Below are 19,982 nucleotides of genomic sequence, written 5' to 3'. Positions count from 1 at the left end.
ACGGCCCCCGCAGCCCTCCTGTGGAGGAACAGCCAGCCACCGCGCGCGGACATCACCCGGGCTCGGGAGTCAAGCACACGGCCAGCGCCCCCAGCCCGAGATGAGCAGCCAGCGAGGGGGGCAGGTCCACCACCGGCACGGGGCGCGAGGACAGGCCGGCGACCTGGTCGGCGAGCTCCACCGCAGGGGAGGCATTGCCGAAGGCGTGGACGACCAGGCGAGGCCGCTCCATCCCTGCGGCCGACTCCTCCACCCGGGCCATCAGCCGTTCCATGGCGCGAGGCATCGTCCGCGGCCGCTCCACCAGCTGCACCTCGCCGTCCTGCAGACCGAGCAGCGGTTTCACCCACAGCAGACCGCCCAGAAGGCTGGCCAGCGCGTTGATGCGCCCTCCGCGGCGCAGCTGCTCCAAACTCGGGACCACGAAGAACGAGGTGCCTCCACGGGCGCTGTGCTCGGCGGTGTCGGCGACCTCTTCGAGGCCCACGCCCCGGCCGGCTGCGGCTGCGGCGTCGAGGACGGCATGTCCCAGAGCGGCTCCGGTCTGCAGTGAGTCCACGACGCGCACAGGGATGTCCACCTCCCCCGCGGCGAGACGAGCCGCGTCCACCGTCCCGGACAGCTTCGAGGAGAGATGAATCGCGACGATGCCGTCGCAGCCCTGCTCCTGCAGAGCGGTGAAGGTCTGCGCCAGCCGCCCCGGAGAAGGACGGGAGGTGCGCACCGTGATCCCCTGCGCCACCGCCAGGGCCAGGTCCCGGTCCAGCTCCGTCTGATCACCCGGGGTGCCGGCACCGGCCGACCCGCGCGCCTTTCCGGCCGTCTCGGTGTAGATCTGCTCCCCGATCATCACCGGGATCGGCACCGACACCACGGGCACCCGGGCGGCGTCCAACAGCTCGGAGGGCAGGGAGCAGGAGGAGTCGGTGACCACGGCGATGCCGCCACGCCGCCGGCGGGCTCCCCACAGGCCGGCACGGCGAGGTCCGCCCCCGGCCAGCGGGCCCCGGGAGGATTGGATCCAGGCCGCGAGCAGCTCGTCCCGGTGGGCCGCCGATGCGGGGTCCATGGGTCAGCCCGTGACGACGTTGACCAGTTTGGGCGCCCGGACGATCACCTTCCGGACACCGCCGTCGGCTTCGATGTACTTCTGGATCTTCGGCAGGGCCAGTGCGCGGGCCTCCAGATCCTCGGCGCTGATGTCGGTGGCGACCTCGAGCTTGTCGCGCAGCTTGCCCTTGACCTGCACCACCGCGGTCGTGGTGTCCTCCACCAGCAGGCTCTGATCCACGCTCGGCCATCCGGCGTTCGCTACGGAGGGCTCTCGGCCGAGCATCGCCCACATGTCCTCGGCGGTGTAGGGCGCCACCAGGCTCAGAATCCGCGCGGCGATCTCGGCACCCTCTCGGACCGCGGGGTCGGCAGGGCCGGCACCTGAGTCGATCTCCTTGCGGACAGCATTGACCAGCTCCATGAGGCGGGCGATGACCACGTTGAACTTCTGGTCCTCGAGCAGCTGCTCGACGTCGGCGACGGTCCGATGGGTGACCGAGCGCAGCTGGTCGCTGCCGTCGGCCGGGTCTGTGCCCGGGTCGCTGGTGACGTCCTGAGCGACGCGCCAGGCCCGTGCGAGGAACTTGGCCGACCCCGAGGGCGAGACGTCGGCCCAGTCGACGTCGTCCTCCGGCGGGGAGGCGAACACCATGGTCAGGCGCACCGCATCGACCCCGTAGGCGTCCAGCTGTTCGCCGAGGTCCACCCCGTTGCCCAGCGACTTGGACATCGCCTTGCCGCCGTTGAGCACCTGGCCCTGATTCATCAGGGCCTTGAAGGGCTCGTCGAAGCTGATCAGGCCGAGATCGTGGATGACCTTGGTGAAGAACCTGGCATAGAGCAGGTGCAGGATCGCGTGCTCCACGCCGCCGACGTACTGGTCCACCGGCATCCAGCGGTCTGCCTCGGCGGGATCGAAGACCCGGGCGTCGTCCTGGGGGTTCAGGAACCGCAGGAAGTACCAAGAGGAGTCGACGAAGGTGTCCATGGTGTCGGTGTCCCGGGTGGCAGGCTCCCCGCAGCCGGGACAGTCCACCGAGACCCACTCCTCTGCCGCGGCCAGCGGGCTCTTTCCCTTCGGCGCCAGCTGCTCACCGCGCAGGTCGGCGGGAAGCCGCACCGGCAGCTCCTCCTCGGGCACCGGGACCTCGCCGCAGCTGGGGCAGTGCACGATCGGGATGGGTGCGCCCCAGAAGCGCTGGCGGGACAGCAGCCAGTCACGCAGCCGATAGTTCACGGTGGCGCGGCCCAGGTCCTTGTCCTCCAGCACCTGCACAGCACGAGGGACCGCCTGCTCCTTGCCCAGTCCGTCCCAGGCCGGGGAGTTCACCAGGGCGCCCTCACCGGAGGTGGCAGACCCGGACTGCGCAGGATGCTCCTCCCCGGTCTCGACGACGACGCGGACGTCCAGGCCCATGGCCAGGGCGAATTCCAGGTCACGCTGGTCATGGGCCGGAACACCCATGACCGCGCCGGTGCCGTAGTCGGCCAGGACATAGTCGGAGGCCCAGACGGGCAGCCTCTCACCGGTCATCGGGTGGACGGCGTGACGCCCCAGGAAGACTCCGGTGCGGGCCCGGTCGGCCGACTGACGTTCGATGTCCGAGACGTGACCCAGAGCGGTCCGGTAGCTCTCCAGCTCCTGGCGATGCTCCTCGGTGACGAGCTGCTGGGCCAGGTCGGCGTCGGCGGCGACGACCATGAAGGTGACCCCGTAGAGGGTGTCGGGACGGGTGGTGAAGACGTCGATCGGGGCGACGTCGGCGCCGTCGGTGACCGGCTCGATCTCATACCGGACGGTGGCACCGGTGGAGCGCCCGATCCAGTTGCGCTGCATGCTCAGCACGCGCTCGGGCCAATGCCCGGCGAGCTGATCCATGTCGTCGAGCAGCCGGTCCGCGTACTCGGTGATCTTGAAGTACCACTGGTTCAGTGCCTTCTTGATGACCTGGGTGCCGCAGCGCTCACAGGCGCCGTCGACGACCTGCTCGTTCGCGAGCACGGTCTGGTCCTTCGGGCACCAGTTGACCGGCGAGTCCTTGCGATAGGCCAGACCGCGACGGTGGAACTGCAGGAAGAGCCACTGGGTCCAGCGGTAGTACGACTCATCCGAGGTGTGCAGGCGGCGGGACCAGTCTGTGCTGATCGCGTAGCGCTTGAAGGACGCGGCCTGTGTCTCGATGTTGGCGTAGGTCCAGTCCGCCGGGTGCGCGTCGTTCTTGATGGCGGCGTTCTCAGCGGGCAGCCCGAAGGAGTCCCAGCCGATCGGGTGCAGCACGTTGCAGCCCCGCAGGCGGGCGTAGCGGGCCGGGATGTCGCCGATGGCGAAGGCCTCGGCGTGGCCCATGTGCAGGTCACCGGAGGGGTACGGGAACATGTCCAGCACGTAGCGGCGCTCACGGGTGTCCTCGGGGTCCACCTCGAACGTGCCGTCCTCCTCCCAGAACGGAAGCCAGCGCGCCTCGATCTCGGCGAAGTCGTACGGCTTGGGCTTCTCGGAGGTCTGCGCGGCCTCTGCCGCGGCGGACTCGCTCGCGTTGCTCACCTGGGGGGCACCTCGTGGTCGGTCATCGGGGACGGTCAAGGGTCGTTCATGGGCCGTTCGGGCCGGCGCGGCTCCGGGCATGAGCACCGGAGGGCCACGCGATCTCCAGCCCGTCCCAGTCTAAGTGACGAATCACCGCCAGGCGGCACCGCTACCCTGGTCTCGTGCCTCTGCCCTCCCGCCCCTCCCCGGCTCCCTGGAGCGAGCATCCCTCCCGGCCCGGGGAGCTCCGTACCCTGATCCTGACCGTCACTCTGGCCGACGGCGTCACCATCACCTGCCCGGTGTCGCTCTGGCACTACCCACCGGTGCGCCGTCGTCGGGGGCCACGACGCCGCCTGCTGCTCATCCACGGCTTCCGCGGCGACCACCACGGCATGCAGCTGGTGGTGGACGCCCTGCCGGAGCAGGAGCTCCTGGTGCCCGACCTCCCGGGATTCGGCGCCAGCCCACCCCTCCCCTCAGGGGTGCACGACGCCGACACCTACGCCCGGGTGGTGGAGGCCCTGGCCCGTTCCTTGGACCTCGACGACCAGGACGTCCTGCTGGGCCATTCCTTCGGCTCCATCGTCGCCGCCGCCCACACGGCCTGGCAACAGTCGCTCCCGGAGGGCCGCCGCTGGGCGGGCCTGGGGCTGCTGAATCCCATCAGCGACGGCATCTTCACCGGCCGGCTGCTCCCCGGAGCCGCCGCCGTCGAGGCCTACTACCGGGCATGCGGCCGCCTTCCGGAACCCTGGGCGCTGGCCCTGCTGCGCTCACCGCTGATACTCGGAGTGACCAATCTCACGATGATCGTCTCTCGGGACAGCGATGTCGTCCGCTACGTCCGAGACCAGCATCAGCAGCACTTCGGTGGGTTCGCCGACCGCGAGACCGTGCTGCAGGCCTACCGGTCCTCCAGCCGAACCACTGTGACCAGCTTCGCCGAACGGCTGGATCTCCCTGCCCTCCTAGTGGTCGGAGCCCGCGATCAGCTCAGCACGCTGCGAGGCCGTCAGCGGCTCGCCGGCCGGCTCCCCCAGTGCCGCATGGAGGTCATCCGCGGTGTCGGGCATCTGCTGCACTATGAGAAGCCTGCCGAGACGGCACGTGCCATCCGTCGGTTCCTGCGCGGGCTGTGATCCTGCCCCGGCGCACACCTCCGGAGCCCCGACCCGCTCAGAGCTTCTCAGACCTGCAGGGCGTCCACGTCGTCGACGACGATCCGCACCGCGCGGGCCGAGTGCTGGGCACTCTGCGTGCGTCGCAGCCGGCTCAGCTCGGCGATGATCTCCTGGGCCTGGGCATAGCCGAAGAACAGCAGGTACCGGTGCCGTCCGTCCTCCATGGGCGAGGGCCCGATCCAGTCGACGCCCTCCGGCAGCCCGGCTGACCGGGTGAAGGCCTCGGCGTCCTCAGGCTCCGCGGTCAGGCTGAGCATCCGCTTCGCGGGGGGCAGCCCCAGCTCGAGCCGCCGGTAGAGCTCCCGGCGGGCATAGGACACCGGATCCCAGCGGACCAGGGCGGCCGTGAGCTCCTCGACCTCCGCGGTGACCACCACGGCACCCGAACGCTGCGGGGCCTCCCCATGGGGGCGCACCAGCGCCGCGGCCCGGAACCAGCGGGCCAGCACCCGGCGCGGCACGTCCAGGCCCTCACGACTGAGCTGCGCATCCCCGTCGAGCAGGAGCGCGGCCGCGTATCCGTCCTCCGCGATCGGCTCCACCCCCGGGGTGCTGACCACCACGGCAGGGTCGGAGGAGACCGTGCGCACCGGATGATCCGCCGTGGAGGAGATCACCGTGATGTGGGGAAAGGCCCGCCCCAGCTCGTGAGCGGTCCGATCCGCTCCGCGCACCCCGGCCCGAAAGCGGTCATGGCCGCATTCCACACACCGGTGTCCGCGGTGGTGGAGCCCGCACCAGCGGCACCGCAAGGTGCCGGACTGCTCATGATGCGCCGGCAGGCTCAGCGGCCCATGGCAGGACGGACACTGCTGCCGGGACCGGCAGCGCTGACACAGCACCGCCGGGATGAAGCCGGCGCGCGCCACCTGCACGAGCACCGGTCCATGCTGCAGCGCCTGCTGGGCCGTCCGGTAGGCCGCAGCCGGCAGGCGCGCCTGGCGCGACATCGGATCCCGCTCCCGATGGTGGGAGTCCGCAGTGGCCATCATCAGCGGGGAGGCCTCCCGGCGAGAGTCCCGATCTGGTGCGGCCTCCTGAAGCCAGCCGCGTTCCACCAGCCGCTGCACCTCCAGGCTTCGGGAGGTGGAGAGGAACAGCAGCGAGCATCCTGTCTGCACGGTGCGCTGCAGCGCGACCTCGCGCACGTGGTGGTAGGGGGCGCGCGGCTCCGAGTGCGCGGAGTCGTCGTCGTCGACGACGATCAGCTGCCGGAGCCGCGGCACCGGGGCGAATACGGCCGAGCGTGTGCCCACCGCCACCCGGGCCAAGCCGAAGCGCAGGCGCAGGAACGCCCGATATCGGGGTGTGGGGCCGACGTCGGCGGTCAGCCGGGCGACCTGCTCCTCTCCCAGTGCGGCCTCCAGCGCCGCGGCGGCATGCTCCACGTCCCTGGCGTCGGGCAGCACGACCACGGCATCGCCCTCGCCCTCCAGGCAGCGGCGCACGGCGTCGACGATCTGCGCGGCCCAGCCCTGCTCGCCGTAGGAGGTCAGGGCCAGCCCGGCTCGACGCGGGCCGGGTTCCGCCGGCGTGAGGACCGGCTCGGGGGCCACGAGCCCGGCGAACTCCTTCTCCACCCTGGCCACTCGTGGAGGGATCGCTGCACGCAGCACGTCGGAGGTCACCCCGGCGCCGCGCTCCGCGACCTTCTCGGCGAGAGAGAGGACCTCCGGAGAGAGCACCGAGATCGCCGAGACGACTTTGTGGATCATGGAGAGGCGGGAGGCGGTACCCGGTGCGGCACGGCGCTCCACGACGAAGCCGAGCATCTCCCTCCCGGAGAATCGGACCTTCACCCGACTGCCGGCCACCACGGACCCGGCATGGTCCCGCGGCACGACGTAGTCGAAGGGACGGTCCAGGTGGGGCACCCCGGAGTCCAGGAGCACCCGCGCGACCGGCAGCTCCTCGGCGGCTCCGGCGGGCAGCCGGGCCGGCGGCGGGGGCGCCAGCGCATCCAGCAGCGCCGGCTGCTGATCGTCCTGCTCCGCCATCACCCGCCCCCTGTCCTGTCCTGCGGCGTCACCGCGTCCGGGGCCCGGTGAAGACACGCTCTCGGGGAGTCCTGCACGGCCGGCCCTGCTCACCGGACGATGCTACGCGCCCGGGCTGACACCCAGAAAGTCCGGCGGATGCCACGGCCCCCGTCCTCGCCGGGAGGACGGGGGCCTTGCACCAGCCGCCGATCAGCGGAGGGGCCTCAGGCGCCGAAGAAGGACCGCAGGGCGTCGACCCGGTCGAGACGCTCCCAGGGGAAGTTCGCCCCTTCCCGGCCGAAGTGGCCGTTCTTGGCCGTCTCCCGATAGATCGGCCGTTTGAGGTCCAGGTCCTCGATGATGCCCAGCGGGCGGAGGTCGAACACCTCGTCGATGGCCGCGGAGATGCGTGCCGGGTCCACCGTCTCGGTGCCGAAGGTCTCCACGTAGATGCCCACCGGGCGGGCACGACCGATGGCGTAGGCGATCTGAATCTCGGCCCGGTCGGCAAGACCCGCGGCGACGACGTTCTTCGCGACCCAGCGCATGGCGTAGGCGGCGGAACGGTCCACCTTGGACGGGTCCTTGCCCGAGAAGGCACCGCCGCCGTGGCGGGCGAAGCCTCCATAGGTGTCGACGATGATCTTGCGTCCGGTGAGACCCGCATCGCCGACCGGGCCCCCGACCACGAACGGGCCGGAGGGGTTGATGATCTGTGAGGCGGCTGCCACGTCCAGTCCGGAGGCTTCGATGACCGGAGTCACCACGTGCTCGGCCAGGTCGGCGTGCAGCTGCTCCTGGGAGGTCTCCTGGGTGTGCTGGGTGGAGACCACCACGGTGTCCAGGCTCACCGGCCGGTCGCCCTCGTAGCCGACGGTGACCTGGGTCTTGCCGTCCGGGCGCAGGTACTCCAGCAGCCCGTTCTGCCGGACCTCGGTGAGGCGGGCGGAGAGCCGGTGCGCCAGGGCGATCGGGGTGGGCATGAAGGTGTCGGTCTCGTTGGTGGCGTAGCCGAACATGATGCCTTGGTCACCGGCACCTTGCGCGTCGCGGCGGTCCTCGGCCCCCGAGCGGGCCTCCAGCGAGTTGAACACCCCGGCGAAGATCTCCGGGGACTGCTGGCCGATGCTCACCGAGACGCCGCAGCGGGCGCCGTCGAAACCGTTGGCCGAGGAGTCGTAGCCGATGTCCAGGAGGGTGGACCGCACGATCTGCGGGATCTCGACGTAGCCGGAGGTGGTGACCTCCCCGGCGACATGCACGAGTCCCGTGGTGGTCAGGGTCTCCACGGCGACCCGGGATTCCGGGTCCACGGCGAGCATGGCGTCGAGCACCGCGTCGGAGATCTGGTCACAGATCTTGTCCGGATGGCCGATCGTCACCGACTCGGAGCTGAACAGCCGCAGTGCCTGCGGCGTGGGCATGTCGGAGGAGGCAGCGCTGGTGTTGGTCACCGGCTCATCCTACGCCAGCGGCGACGGCCCCGGCCGAGCCGCCGGGCGCTGGCTTCACAGAGCGTAAGGCGAGCGGGCCTGCCTGCTGAGGAGCTCGCCGGCGCGCTCGACGACGGCGCGGGCCGCCTCCTGCTTGGAGCCGGTGACGTGCAGCGGGTCGGCCTCCCCGAGGAGCCCCTGGACTCCGAAGGAGGCGAGGATGTGGATCTCGGTGTCGTCCTGGCCGAACACCAGGCCCTCGCCGACCCGGTTGAGCACCAACAGCTCACACCCCTTGCGGAGCAGCTTCGCCTGCGCGAGGTCCAGCGGGTCGTTCGCGGCGTCACCGGTCTCTGCGGCGAAGCCGACGATGACGGTGGGGCCGGTCCCCCGCTCCGCACGCCGACGGACGGTGGCGGACAGGATGTCGGGATTGCGCTGCAGGTGGATGACCGGGTCTACGCCGTCCTCGGTCTTCTTGATCTTGGCCTCGGTGTAGTCCGCGGGGCGGAAGTCCGCCACGGCGGCGGCCATGAGGAGCAGGTCCGCCTCGTCGCCCGCGGAGGCCACAGCGTTGTGCAGCTCCTCGGCCGTCTCCACCCGCTCCACGGTGATGCCCGCCGCGCCCTCGGGTGCGGCCACCTCCATGATCCCGGCGATCAGATGCACCTGCGCCCCGGCGGCGGCGGCGGCGGCGGCCAGCGCGACACCTTGTTTGCCGGAGGAGCGGTTTCCCAGGTAGCGGACGGGGTCCAGCGGCTCGCGGGTGCCTCCGGCGGTGACGACGACACGGCGTCCGGCGAGCAGCCCGTTCTGCGCCGAGGGCGCAGAGATCGGTGCTGCGGGGGCGGAGGTGCCGTCCAACTCGGCGAGGATCTCGCGGACTCTGGCATGGATGTCCTCGGGCTCGGGAAGGCGTCCAGGGCCGGAGTCCGCTCCGGTGAGCCGACCGACCGCGGGCTCCATGACCTCGTGGCCCCGTCCGCGCAGGGTGGCGACGTTGTCCACGGTGGCCGGATTCCGCCACATCTCGGTGTGCATCGCGGGCACGAAGAGCAGCCGCGCCTCGGTCGCGAGCAGGGTGGAGGTCAGCAGGTCGTCGGCCAGGCCGGCGCGGGCCCGGGCCAGCAGGTCGGCGGTGGCAGGCGCGACGACCACGAGGTCCGCCTCCTGCCCCAGCCGCACATGACGCACCTCGTCCACATGGGAGAAGATCGAGGTGCTGACCTTGCGGCCGCTGATCGCCTCCCAGGTGGGCCGGCCGACGAACTCCTCGGCGGCCGGCGTGGGAACGACATCGACCTGATGCCCGTCCTCCCGGAGCAGGCGGAGAAGATGCACGGCCTTATAGGCGGCGATTCCTCCGCTGACTCCCAGGATGATGCGCATCAGGTCGATCAGACGTCTCGGACGGGGCCGGTCAGGAGGCCGGGTTCTCGGCCGCGTGGTTGACCAGCAGGTCCTGGTCGATTTCCCGCAGGGCGATGGAGATCGACTTCTCGTTGAGCTTGGTGTCCACCAGCGGGCCGACGTACTCGAAGAGGCCCTCGTGGAGCTGCGCGTAGTAGGCGTTGATCTGACGGGCGCGCTTGGCGGCGAAGAGCACCAGGGCGTACTTGGAGGCGCTCTTGCCCATCAGGGAGTCGATCGGCGGGTCGATGATGCCTTCGAGCTTCTCAGTCACTGAAGAATGGTCCTTGTCGGTCGCGTGTGGTCGGTCGCGTCAGGTCGGCCGTCGTTCAGACGGCGTTCCGCTGGAAGCCCATGAGGGCGACGAGTTCGGCGGCGGCGCGGTCGAGGTCGTCGTTGACGACGGTGACGTCGAACTCGGATTCTGCCGCGAGTTCCATCTTAGCGGTTTCCAGTCTCCTCTGCTGTTCCTCGGGCCCTTCCGTGCCGCGACCTGTGAGACGCGCCACCATCTCCTCCCAGGAGGGGGGCGTGAGGAACACGAACTGGGCCTCCGGCATGGTCCGCCGCACCTGGCGGGCGCCCTGCAGGTCGATCTCCAGCAGGACGCAGCGCCCTGCACCCAACGCCTCCTCCACCGTGGATCGCAGCGTGCCGTACCGGTGCCGACCATGCACGGTGGCCCATTCGAGGAAGGCGCCCTGCTCCACGAGACGGTCGAACTCCTCCGCAGAGATGAAGTGATAGTCGACGCCGTCGACCTCTCCCGGGCGCGGATCCCGAGTGGTGGCGGACACGGAGAAGCAGACCGCCGGGTAGTTCTCTCGGATGTAGCGGCTCATCGTGGACTTCCCCACTGAGGTGGGGCCTGCCAGCACGGTGACCTGGGGCTCGTTCACGTCTACGGACTCCTCGGCACGGCGCCGCGGCGCACGAGGGCGGCTGCGGAGCATCGGTCGGGTCGACGGGGCGTGGGCGGCGGTGTGCCGGGAACACGCGTCGACCCTGGGGATCAGGATGCCGTCCATCCTAACGCCCCGGCTCGGTGCCGTCCGACTCGTCCTCCGCGATCAGCTCAGGCCAGCTCGGCCAGGTGCTTGGCCAGAGCTGTGCGTTGCTTGATGCCGAGACCTCCGATGCGGCGGTTCTCGGAGATTCCGAGCGCCTCCAGCGTGCGTGCCGCGGTGACCTTCCCCACACCAGGGAGGGCCTCCAGCAGCTCGACGGTCTTCAGACGGGCCACTGCCTCGGACGTCGAGGCCTTGACGAGGACATCTTCGAAGCTGATTCTCCCCGACCCGAAGGCCTCCTTCAGCTCGGCTCGTTCGATCCGGGCCGCCAATGCCTTCTGCCGGGCGATGTCGCGCTCTTCTTTGCTCAGTTCTCGCAGGGCCACGGTGTTCTCCTCTGCTGCGCCGCCTATCACATGTGGCAGAATCTAGCCGCTATTCGCCCGTGGGGCAATAGTCCGTTCCCCCAGATCAGGGGGCAGTCGACCGACCGGGCGAACCCGCACCGCCGGCGGGTCAGTCGGCGAGCTCCTCCGCCGTCCGCCGGACCGCCGCCGTCAGCGCCGCGACGTCGGGACCTGCGGCGAGTATGCCTCGGGAAGAGTTCACCACCACCTGACGGTGGGCCTCGGCGAAACCGGTGCGAAGGTCCTCAGCGGTGGCGCCCTGAGCACCGAAGCCGGGGGCCAGGAGCGGCATCGCCCCGGCGGTGAGGTCGACGCCGGCCTCTTCCGCCAGCCCGGCGGTGGTCGCCCCGACTACCAGGCCGACGTCGCCGAGGGCCCCGTCGATCTGCGGCGCCGGGTTCTCTGCGGCCGCCTGGGCGGCGATCCGCGAGGCCACGGTGCCGTCCTCGGTGCGTGCCAGCTGGACCTCCCGCCCCTCCGGGTTGGAGGTCAGCGCCAGGACGAACAGCCCGGCACCGTGTCGTCGGGCGACCTCGAGCGCCGGACGCAGCGAGCCGAAGCCCAGATAGGGGGAGACCGTCAGCGCATCCGCGGCCAGCTCGGCCTCCGGTGCCAGCCAGGCGTCCGCGTAGCCGGCCATCGTGGAGCCGATGTCGCCCCGCTTGGCATCGGCGATGACCAGCAGCCCTTCCCGCCGGGCCTCCTGCTGCAGCTCCGCGAGCACAGCCAGGCCGGCGGGCCCTCGCCGCTCGAAGAACGCCACCTGGGGCTTGATCACGCCCACCCGGCCCATGGCGGCCTCCAGGACCCGGCTGCCGAACTCCCTGAGCCCAGAGACGTCGTCGTTCAGCCCCCAGGCCTGCAGCAGGTGCGGATGCGGGTCGATGCCGACACACAGCCGGCCGTGGCGAGCGATCGCCTCGGCCAGCCGTGCGCCGAACCGCGGCACGCCGGTGCTCATGCGGACAGCTCCGCGAGCCGGGCGGCGTGGTCCTGCAGCGAGGTCACCGACCAGCTGAACTGGCGTTGGGCTTCGATGGCCTGCACTGCGGCACCGAGCTCGGCCACGGTGGTGATCACCGGGGTGCCCATGGAGGTGGCCGCGGCGCGGATCTCGTAGCCGTCGCTGCGGGCGTCGCCTCCCGAAGGAGTGTTGACGATGAGGTCGATCTGACCGGACTCGACCAGGTCGAGGATGGTCTCCCCCTCCCCCGGCGCGTCGGCGATCTTCCGCACCACCGAGGGACTGATGCCGTTGCGCCGCAGCACATCGGCGGTGCCACCTGTGGAGACGATCTCGAAGCCGAGGTCCACCAGGCGCTTGACCGTCATCACGATGGCACGCTTGTCCCGGTTCGCCACCGACACGAAGACCTTGCCGGAGGTCGGCAGCGGGTTGTTCGCGGCCAGCTGGGACTTCGCGAACGCGGTGTCGAAGTGCTTGTCGATGCCCATGACCTCACCGGTGGAACGCATCTCCGGGCCGAGCAGCGAGTCCACCACACGGCCCTCCGGCGTGCGGAACCGGTTGAAGGGCAGCACAGCCTCCTTCACCGAGACCGGAGCACCCGGCGGGAGCAGAGAGCCGTCGCCGAAGGTCGGCAGGAGTCCCCCGGAGGGATGGCCGGATCCGGTGCGCAGCTCCGCGATGGAGACCCCCGTGCCGATGAGCGCGGAGGCCTTGGCCAGCTGCACCCCGGTGGCCTTCGAGACGAACGGCACCGTCCGGGAAGCTCGCGGATTGGCCTCGATGACGTACAGGATGTCCGAGGCCAGGGCGAACTGGATGTTGATCAGGCCTCGCACCCCGACGCCGGCGGCGATCGCCTCGGTGGCGTGCTGGACCCGCTCCAGGACGTCCGGGCCGAGGGTGATCGGCGGCAGCACGCAGGCGGAGTCCCCGGAGTGGATGCCGGCCTCCTCGATATGCTCCATCACGCCGCCGAGATAGAGCTCCTCGCCGTCGTAGAGCGCGTCGACGTCGACTTCGATGGCGTCCTCGAGGAAACGGTCCACCAGCACCGGATGCTCCGGGGTGACCTCGGTGGCATTGGCGATGTAGCGGGCCAGGCCGGGCTCGTCATAGACGATCTCCATGCCACGCCCGCCCAGCACGTAGCTGGGGCGCACCAGCACCGGATAGCCGATCGAGTCGGCCACCCGCTTGGCGTCCTCGAAGCTGACGGCGGTGCCGTTCTTCGGGGCGACCAGGCCCGCTCTCCGCAGCACCTGGTCGAACTCCCCTCGGTCCTCGGCCAGATCGATGGCCTCCGGCGAGGTGCCCAGGATCGGCACCCCGGCGTCAGCGAGCTGCTGAGCAAGCTTCAGCGGCGTCTGGCCGCCGAGCTGCACGAAGACCCCGTGCACGCCCCCGGTGCGCTCCTCGGCCGCGATGACCTCGAGGACGTCCTCGAGGGTCAGCGGCTCGAAGTACAGCCGGGTGGAGACGTCGTAGTCCGTGGAGACCGTCTCCGGATTGCAGTTGACCATCACCGTCTCGTAGCCGGCGTCACGCAGCGCCATGGTGGCGTGGACGCACGAGTAGTCGAACTCGATGCCCTGGCCGATGCGGTTGGGCCCGGAGCCCAGGATGATCACCGAGGGCTTCTCATGCTGGCTGATCTCGTCCTCGACGTCGTAGGACGAGTAGTGGTACGGGGTGTAGGCCTCGAACTCGGCCGCGCAGGTGTCCACGGTCTTGTAGACCGGGCGGATGCCCAGGGCGTGCCGCACGCCGCGGACCACCGCAGGGTCCATATGGCGCAGCGCCCCGATCTGGGAGTCCGAGAAGCCATGCCGCTTGGCGGTGCGCAGCAGGGCCGGGGTCAGCTCCTTGGCCTCGGCGATCGCTCGAGCCGTCTCGTTGATCAGCTCGATCTGGTCCAGGTACCAGGGATCGATGGAGGTGATCTCATGGACCTGCTCCAGCGTCGCCCCGGAGTGCAGCGCCCGCTGGACCTGATGGATCCGCTCGGTGGTCGGGGTCGCCATGCCCTCGAGCAGCTCGGTGAGCCTCTCCTTCCCCGCCGGGGTGAAGTCGAACTCCGAGCCCCGCTGCTCCAGGGATCGCTGGGCCTTCTGCAAGGCCTCGGTGAAGTTGCGACCGATGGCCATCGCCTCCCCCACGGACTTCATGGTGGTGGTCAGCGTGGGATCCGCGGCGGGGAACTTCTCGAAGGCGAAGCGCGGGATCTTCACGACCACATAGTCCAGGGTCGGCTCGAAGCTCGCGGGGGTCTTCTGCGTGATGTCGTTGGGGATCTCGTCCAGGGTGTATCCCACGGCGAGCTTGGTGGCGATCTTGGCGATGGCGAAGCCCGTCGCCTTCGAGGCCAGCGCGGAGGAGCGGGACACGCGCGGGTTCATCTCGATGACGACCACACGGCCGGTCCCCGGCTCCACCGCGAACTGGATGTTGCAGCCCCCGGTGTCCACGCCGACCTCACGGATCACGTTGATGGAGATGTCGCGCAGCTTCTGGTATTCGCGGTCGGTGAGCGTGAGCGCCGGCGCGACGGTGATCGAGTCGCCGGTGTGCACGCCGACCGGGTCGAGGTTCTCGATCGAGCAGACCACCACGACGTTGTCGTGGGCGTCGCGCATCATCTCGAGCTCGTACTCCTTCCAGCCGAGGATCGACTCCTCGAGGAGCACCTCGGTGGTGGGGCTGTACTGGAGGCCGGCACCGGCGATGCGCCGCAGGTCCGCCGCGTCATAGGCGAGCCCGGAGCCCAGCCCGCCCATGGTGAAGGAGGGACGCACCACCATCGGGTATCCGAGGTCCTCGGCGGCCTCGAAGGCCTCCTCCAAGGAGTGGACGATGCGGGAGCGGGCTGACTCCGCGCCCGAACGCTCCACGACGCCCTTGAACTTCTCGCGGTCCTCGCCCAGTTCGATGGCGGCGATGTTCGCCCCGATGAGCTCGACGTCGAACTTCTCCAGCACGCCGTCCTTGTCCAGGGCGATCGCGGTGTTCAGCGCCGTCTGACCGCCCAGGGTGGGCAGGATCGCGTCCGGGCGCTCCTTCTCGATGATCTTGGCGACGACGTCGGGGCTGATCGGCTCCACGTAAGTGGCGTCGGCGAACTCCGGGTCGGTCATGATGGTGGCCGGATTGGAGTTGACGAGGATGACCCGGATGCCCTCCTCCTTCAGCACCCGCAGGGCCTGGGTCCCCGAGTAGTCGAACTCCGCGGCCTGGCCGATGACGATCGGACCCGAGCCGATGACCAGCACGGATTTGAGGTCTTGACGCTTAGGCATTGTCCTTCACTTTCATCAGCTCGACGAAACGGTCGAAGAGGTAGGCGGAGTCATGGGGCCCGGCGGCCGCCTCCGGGTGGTACTGCACGGAGAAGGCCGGGATGTCGAGGCAGCGCAGGCCCTCCACGACACCGTCGTTGAGGCTGGAGTGGCTGACCTGCACACGGCCGTACCGTTCCTCCGGCGCGGTGAGGGTCTCCCCCACCGGGGCATCCACCGCGAAGCCATGGTTCTGCGAGGTGATCTCCACCTTGCCGGTGGTGTGGTCCATCACCGGCTGGTTGATCCCGCGGTGTCCGAAGGGCAGCTTGTAGGTGCCGAAGCCCAGGGCCCGGCCCAGGATCTGGTTGCCGAAGCAGATCCCGAAGAACGGGATCCCGGCGTCGAGGACCTCGCGCAGCAGGCCGACCTGATCGGCCGCTGTCGCCGGGTCGCCCGGGCCGTTGGACAGGAACACCCCGGCGGGCGAGACCGCGTCGATGTCCGCCAGGCTCGCAGTGGCCGGCAGCACGTGCACCCGCAGCCCACGCTCGGCCATTCGGACCGGGGTCATGGTCTTGATGCCCAGGTCGATGGCGGCGACGACGGCCACCGGCTCACCCTCCCAGCCGTGCGCGGAAGGCTCCACCACATAGGCCTGCTCCGTGGTGACCTCCTCGGCGAGCCGGGCACCCTTCATCGAGGGCTGGGAACGGACCTCCTCGACCAGCTGGGCCACCGAGCGGGCAGAGGCCTCCCCGGAGAAGATCCCGGCCTTCATGGACCCCGCGGACCGCAGGTGGCGGGTCACCGCGCGAGTGTCCACCCCCTGGATCCCGACGACGCCCTGGGCGACGAGCTCCTCGTCCAGGCTGCGGCGGCTGCGCCAGTTGGAGGCGCGCCGCGCGGCGTCGCGGACCACGTAGCCCGCCACCCAGATCCGACGGGATTCGGAGTCCTCGTCGTTGACCCCGGTGTTGCCGATGTGCGGAGCCGTCTGGACGACGATCTGCCGCGCATACGAGGGATCAGTGAGGGTCTCCTGGTAGCCGGTCATGCCGGTGGCGAAGACAGCCTCACCCAACCGCGAGCCGCGGGCGCCGTAGGCGGTCCCTTCATGCACGGTGCCGTCCTCGAGGACGAGGAGGGCAGGGTCGAAGGTGCTCATGTGGTGGTTCACTCCTCGGTCAGACGTTTCAGTTGGCTCAGCAGCTGGTCATGGGACTCGGCGTGACGGGCCCGGAACGCCGTCTCGACGTCTTCGGCGCCCAGCGTCCAACCGACGATCAGGGCCCCGTCACGTTCCACGAACTTGCCCACCACACCACGGTCGGTGCGCGTGTAGGCCAGCTGATCCCGGGTGATGAGATAGTTCCGAGCTCCGGCACGGAACACCGCCACCCCCTGCTCATGGACCTCGAGACGGCCGTCGGTGCGGATGCCCAGGCCGTGGACCGCCACGCGGTCCAGATAGTCGGCGGCCTTCACCGTGCCGATGACCATCCCCTCTCCGGCGGCCAGAGGTTCGGTGTCGATGATCTCCGGGCCGATCTCAGCCGGCTCGGGCAGCCCGGACTGGCGACGCCTGCGACCGCGCCAACCCCACCACAGCAGCAGCGCCGCCACGGCGATGATCGCGATCGAGACGTAGAGATAGTTCAGATAGACCTGCGTCATGCCCGGTGATCAGCCTTTCTGCCGGTGAGGGAGCGCTGCAGAGCGCCCTCGTCGACCACGGCGCGGCCGGCCAGGATGGTGGTCCGCACCTGGCCGGGGAGCTCCATCCCGGAGAAGGGAGAGTTGCGTCCCTTCGTGGCGTGCTCCTCGGGGCGGACCGTGCGACGCGCCTGCGGATCCACCAGGATCAGATGAGCCGGATCGCCGACCGCCAGCGGACGGCCCTGGTGGGGGTGCCCGGCGATCTCTGCGGGTCGGACGGAGCTGACCTCGGCGAATCGGCGCCAGTCCATCAGACCGGTGTCGACCATCGTGTGCTGGACGACGGAGAGCGCGGTCTCGAGTCCGGTCATCCCCATCGCGGCCTGGTGCCACTCACATTCCTTGAGCTGGGTGGGGTGCGGGGCGTGGTCGGTGCCGATGACGTCGATGGTGCCGTCGGCCAGGCCCTCGCGAAGCGCATGGACGTCCTCCGCGGTGCGCAGCGGCGGATTGACCTTGTAGACGGGGTTGAAGCTGCGGACCATCTCCTCCGTGAGGATCAGGTGATGCGGAGTGACCTCCGCGGTGACGTCGATGCCGCGCTCCTTGGCCCAGCGGACGATCTCCACCGAGCCCTTCGTGGAGACGTGGCAGACGTGCAGACGAGACTCGACGTGTTGGGTGAGCAGCACATCACGAGCGATGATCGCCTCCTCGGCCACGGCGGGCCAGCCGGGCAGACCCAGCACGGCCGAGACGCAGCCCTCGTTCATCTGGGCGCCGTCGGTGAGCAGCGGCTCCTGCGCATGCTGGGCGATGAAGCCGCCGAAGGACTTCACATACTCCAGCGCCCGGCGCATCAGCACCGGGTTGTGGACGCAGATGCCGTCGTCGGAGAACATCCGCACCTGGGCGGAGGAGTCCGCCATGGCGCCGAGCTCGGCGAGCTGCTCCCCCGCCAGCCCGACGGTGACGGCACCCACCGGGTGCACCTCGGTCCAGCCGGACTCCAGGCCCAGCCGGTGGACCTGCTCCACGACGCCGGCCGTGTCGGCCACCGGCGAGGAGTTCGCCATGGCGTGCACTGCGGTGAACCCGCCCAGGGCCGCGGCACGGCTGCCGCTCTCGACGGTCTCGGCGTCCTCGCGTCCGGGCTCGCGCAGATGGGTGTGGAGGTCCACCATCCCCGGCAGGGCGATGAGGCCCTCGGCGTCGATGCGGCGCACCGCGTCCGGGCCGTGCTCGGCCGTCAGCCGCTCGGCCTCGGCGGCCGCCTCCGGGCCGAGCGCCCGGATGCGGCCCTCAGCGATGAACAGGTCGGCGCGCTCCTCCCCGTACGGCGAGGACCCGCTGATGAGCAGCGGCGTCTCCTCGCGGATCGTCCCGCCGGCCTCGGTGGTCTCGGTGGTCTGCCTCATGCGATGCCCCCTGGAATGGTCATGGTGGTCTTCTCGGCTGCTGCGGATCGATCGGCGCTCAGGAGCAGGTGCAGCACCGCCATGCGCACCGAGACTCCGTGGGACACCTGATCGAGCACACGGTTCAGCGGTGAATCGGCGGCGGCCGCAGAGATCTCCACCCCCCGGTTCATCGGACCTGGGTGCAGGATCATCCCTCCGGCGCCGGCCGGGCCGTCGAGACCCTGCACGACGGCCAGCCGCCCATCGGTGAGACCCCAGCGTCGGATGTACTCGGCCGGACTCGGGAAGAAGGAGCCCCCCATCCGTTCAGCCTGGACGCGCAGCATCATCACCGCGTGCGGGCCGGTGGCCAGCGCCTCGTCGAAGCTGTAGTGGACGGTGACCGGCCACTGCTCCACACCGACCGGCAGCAGTGTCGGCGGGGCGACGAGGCCGACCTCCGCACCGAGGGTGCTGAGCAGCCACACTCCGGAACGGGCCACCCGGGAATGCAGGATGTCTCCGACGATGAGCACGCGCATGCCGCTCAGGTCGGTGCCCCGGGGCTCGGTGCCCCGGCCCTCGGCCCATCCGCGGCGCAGCGTCAGCGCGTCGAGGAGCGCCTGGGTGGGGTGCTCGTGGGTCCCGTCTCCGGCGTTGATCACCGCGCAGTCCGTCCAGCCGGACTCGGCGAGCTGGGCGGCCGCCCCGGAGGCCCAGTGCCGCATGACGATCGCGTCGGCGCCGATGGCCTCCAGGGTCTGGACGGTGTCCTTCAGGGACTCGCCCTTCGAGACCGAGGACCCCTTGGCGGAGAAGTTCATCACGTCGGCCGAGAGCCGCTTGGCCGCAGCCTCGAAGGAGATCCGCGTCCGGGTGGAGTCCTCGAAGAAGAGGTTCACCACGGTGCGGCCGCGCAGCGTGGGCAGCTTCTTGACCTCGCGGGTCGCGACGCCGGCCATCTCCTCGGCGGTGTCGAGGATGCGCAGCGCGTCCGCATGGGAGAGGTCGGCGGTGGAGAGCAGGTGCCTCATGAACGCGGCCCCCTCACGATGAGCACGGCCTCGTCCTCGGGCGCGACGTCGTCGACGTCGGCGAGACGCACCGAGACCCGCTCCTCCCGAGAGGTGGGCAGGTTCTTGCCGACATGGTCGGCGCGGATGGGCAGCTCACGGTGGCCGCGGTCCACCAGGACCGCCAGACGCACCGCACGCGGGCGTCCCAGCGCGGAGAGCGCATCGAGGGCGGCGCGGACCGTGCGGCCGGAGTAGAGGACGTCATCGACCAGGACGACGGTGGCGCCGTCGACCCCGGTCTCGGGAAGCAGCGTGGGCTCCGGGGTGCGTGCATGGCCGGAGCGCAGATCGTCCCGATACATGGTGATGTCGAGCGAGCCCACCGAGCGGGCGGCGTCGAAGGCCGAGTCGATATGGGCCAGACGATCGCCGAGGCGGCGGGCCAGGGGGGCTCCGCGGCGTGGGATGCCGAGCAGCACAAGGTCCTCGACTCCACGATGGGATTCGACGATCTCGTGCGCGATGCGCGTCAAGGCCCGCTCCACATCGGGAGCGGACATGACCTGAGAGGTCTCTGGTGCATTCACCAGGCGACTCCTTCCTCGCCTCACGGGACGATCATTAAAGGAGACAGCGGGTATTCAGCTGTTCGTCACCACTCT

Annotated in this window: 16 protein-coding genes; 1 reads left to right on the top strand and 15 read right to left on the bottom strand. The window is 70.1% G+C overall.

What is annotated here, in order from left to right:
- Positions 1–52: 52 nt before the first annotated feature.
- A complete protein-coding gene (locus tag HNR09_RS14605) occupies positions 53–1,069 on the bottom strand; it encodes a DegV family protein (protein ID WP_179542698.1) in 1,017 nt (338 codons plus the stop codon).
- 3 nt (positions 1,070–1,072) lie between these two features.
- Complete coding sequence (gene leuS, locus HNR09_RS14600; RefSeq protein WP_343047560.1) at positions 1,073–3,598, bottom strand: leucine--tRNA ligase; 2,526 nt, start codon at positions 3,596–3,598, stop codon at positions 1,073–1,075.
- Positions 3,599–3,762: 164 nt separating this feature from the next.
- Here leuS and HNR09_RS14595 point away from each other — a divergent pair, with 164 nt between their 5' ends.
- The gene (locus HNR09_RS14595) at positions 3,763–4,722 is read left to right on the top strand and encodes an alpha/beta fold hydrolase (protein WP_179542696.1); all 960 of its coding nucleotides are present in this window, start codon (positions 3,763–3,765) and stop codon (positions 4,720–4,722) included.
- Between the two features lie 47 nt (positions 4,723–4,769).
- On the opposite strand, the gene HNR09_RS14590 is transcribed toward HNR09_RS14595, so the two are convergent.
- From HNR09_RS14590 to pyrR, 13 genes are all read right to left on the bottom strand, one after another.
- Entirely contained in the window at positions 4,770–6,854 is a 2,085-nt protein-coding gene (locus HNR09_RS14590) for a primosomal protein N' family DNA-binding protein (RefSeq protein WP_179542695.1), read from the bottom strand.
- Between the two features lie 113 nt (positions 6,855–6,967).
- Positions 6,968–8,167 carry a methionine adenosyltransferase gene (gene metK / locus HNR09_RS14585; protein ID WP_179543235.1) on the bottom strand — a complete coding sequence of 400 codons (1,200 nt, stop codon included), beginning with the start codon at positions 8,165–8,167 and terminating at the stop codon, positions 6,968–6,970.
- An 84-nt stretch (positions 8,168–8,251) separates the two neighbouring features.
- Positions 8,252–9,565, bottom strand: coding sequence for a bifunctional phosphopantothenoylcysteine decarboxylase/phosphopantothenate--cysteine ligase CoaBC (gene coaBC, locus HNR09_RS14580; protein ID WP_179542694.1), 1,314 nt, complete (start codon positions 9,563–9,565; stop codon positions 8,252–8,254).
- A 31-nt stretch (positions 9,566–9,596) separates the two neighbouring features.
- The gene (gene rpoZ, locus HNR09_RS14575) at positions 9,597–9,860 is read right to left on the bottom strand and encodes a DNA-directed RNA polymerase subunit omega (protein ID WP_179542693.1); all 264 of its coding nucleotides are present in this window, start codon (positions 9,858–9,860) and stop codon (positions 9,597–9,599) included.
- A gap of 55 nt (positions 9,861–9,915) precedes the next feature.
- A complete protein-coding gene (gmk, locus tag HNR09_RS14570) occupies positions 9,916–10,485 on the bottom strand; it encodes a guanylate kinase (protein ID WP_322479168.1) in 570 nt (189 codons plus the stop codon).
- A gap of 176 nt (positions 10,486–10,661) precedes the next feature.
- Positions 10,662–10,982: an integration host factor, actinobacterial type gene (gene mihF, locus HNR09_RS14565; RefSeq protein ID WP_179542692.1), complete on the bottom strand. Its 321-nt coding sequence runs from the start codon at positions 10,980–10,982 to the stop codon at positions 10,662–10,664.
- A 130-nt stretch (positions 10,983–11,112) separates the two neighbouring features.
- Entirely contained in the window at positions 11,113–11,964 is an 852-nt protein-coding gene (gene pyrF, locus HNR09_RS14560; RefSeq protein ID WP_179542691.1) for an orotidine-5'-phosphate decarboxylase, read from the bottom strand.
- Entirely contained in the window at positions 11,961–15,266 is a 3,306-nt protein-coding gene (carB, locus tag HNR09_RS14555) for a carbamoyl-phosphate synthase large subunit (RefSeq protein ID WP_179542690.1), read from the bottom strand. Before carB ends, pyrF begins: the two co-directional genes overlap by 4 nt.
- Positions 15,259–16,413: a glutamine-hydrolyzing carbamoyl-phosphate synthase small subunit gene (gene carA, locus HNR09_RS14550; RefSeq protein ID WP_179542689.1), complete on the bottom strand. Its 1,155-nt coding sequence runs from the start codon at positions 16,411–16,413 to the stop codon at positions 15,259–15,261. Before carA ends, carB begins: the two co-directional genes overlap by 8 nt.
- Positions 16,414–16,421: 8 nt before the next feature.
- A complete protein-coding gene (locus tag HNR09_RS14545; RefSeq protein ID WP_179542688.1) occupies positions 16,422–16,922 on the bottom strand; it encodes a PH-like domain-containing protein in 501 nt (166 codons plus the stop codon).
- Positions 16,919–18,322 carry a dihydroorotase gene (locus tag HNR09_RS14540; protein WP_179542687.1) on the bottom strand — a complete coding sequence of 468 codons (1,404 nt, stop codon included), beginning with the start codon at positions 18,320–18,322 and terminating at the stop codon, positions 16,919–16,921. The genes HNR09_RS14545 and HNR09_RS14540 overlap by 4 nt, the downstream gene beginning before the upstream one ends.
- Positions 18,319–19,338, bottom strand: a complete 1,020-nt coding sequence (locus HNR09_RS14535; protein WP_179542686.1) for an aspartate carbamoyltransferase catalytic subunit — start codon at positions 19,336–19,338, stop codon at positions 18,319–18,321. The genes HNR09_RS14540 and HNR09_RS14535 overlap by 4 nt, the downstream gene beginning before the upstream one ends.
- Positions 19,335–19,910 carry a bifunctional pyr operon transcriptional regulator/uracil phosphoribosyltransferase PyrR gene (gene pyrR / locus HNR09_RS14530; RefSeq protein WP_179543233.1) on the bottom strand — a complete coding sequence of 192 codons (576 nt, stop codon included), beginning with the start codon at positions 19,908–19,910 and terminating at the stop codon, positions 19,335–19,337. Before pyrR ends, HNR09_RS14535 begins: the two co-directional genes overlap by 4 nt.
- Between the last annotated feature and the right edge of the window lie 72 nt (positions 19,911–19,982).

The sequence above is a fragment of the Nesterenkonia xinjiangensis genome (assembly GCF_013410745.1).
Lineage (GTDB): Bacteria > Actinomycetota > Actinomycetes > Actinomycetales > Micrococcaceae > Nesterenkonia > Nesterenkonia xinjiangensis.
The sequence above is the reverse complement of the archived record's forward strand: the minus strand, read 5'-3'. Positions and strand labels throughout refer to the sequence as shown.

Coding starts and splice junctions, on each gene's coding strand:
- HNR09_RS14605 (WP_179542698.1), bottom strand. CDS start 1,069: ATGGACCCCGCATCGGCGGCCCACCGGGACGAGCTGCTCGCGGCCTGG.
- metK (WP_179543235.1), bottom strand. CDS start 8,167: ATGCCCACGCCGCAGGCACTGCGGCTGTTCAGCTCCGAGTCGGTGACG.
- coaBC (WP_179542694.1), bottom strand. CDS start 9,565: ATGCGCATCATCCTGGGAGTCAGCGGAGGAATCGCCGCCTATAAGGCC.
- pyrF (WP_179542691.1), bottom strand. CDS start 11,964: ATGAGCACCGGCGTGCCGCGGTTCGGCGCACGGCTGGCCGAGGCGATC.
- carB (WP_179542690.1), bottom strand. CDS start 15,266: ATGCCTAAGCGTCAAGACCTCAAATCCGTGCTGGTCATCGGCTCGGGT.
- carA (WP_179542689.1), bottom strand. CDS start 16,413: ATGAGCACCTTCGACCCTGCCCTCCTCGTCCTCGAGGACGGCACCGTG.
- HNR09_RS14545 (WP_179542688.1), bottom strand. CDS start 16,922: ATGACGCAGGTCTATCTGAACTATCTCTACGTCTCGATCGCGATCATC.
- HNR09_RS14540 (WP_179542687.1), bottom strand. CDS start 18,322: ATGAGGCAGACCACCGAGACCACCGAGGCCGGCGGGACGATCCGCGAG.
- HNR09_RS14535 (WP_179542686.1), bottom strand. CDS start 19,338: ATGAGGCACCTGCTCTCCACCGCCGACCTCTCCCATGCGGACGCGCTG.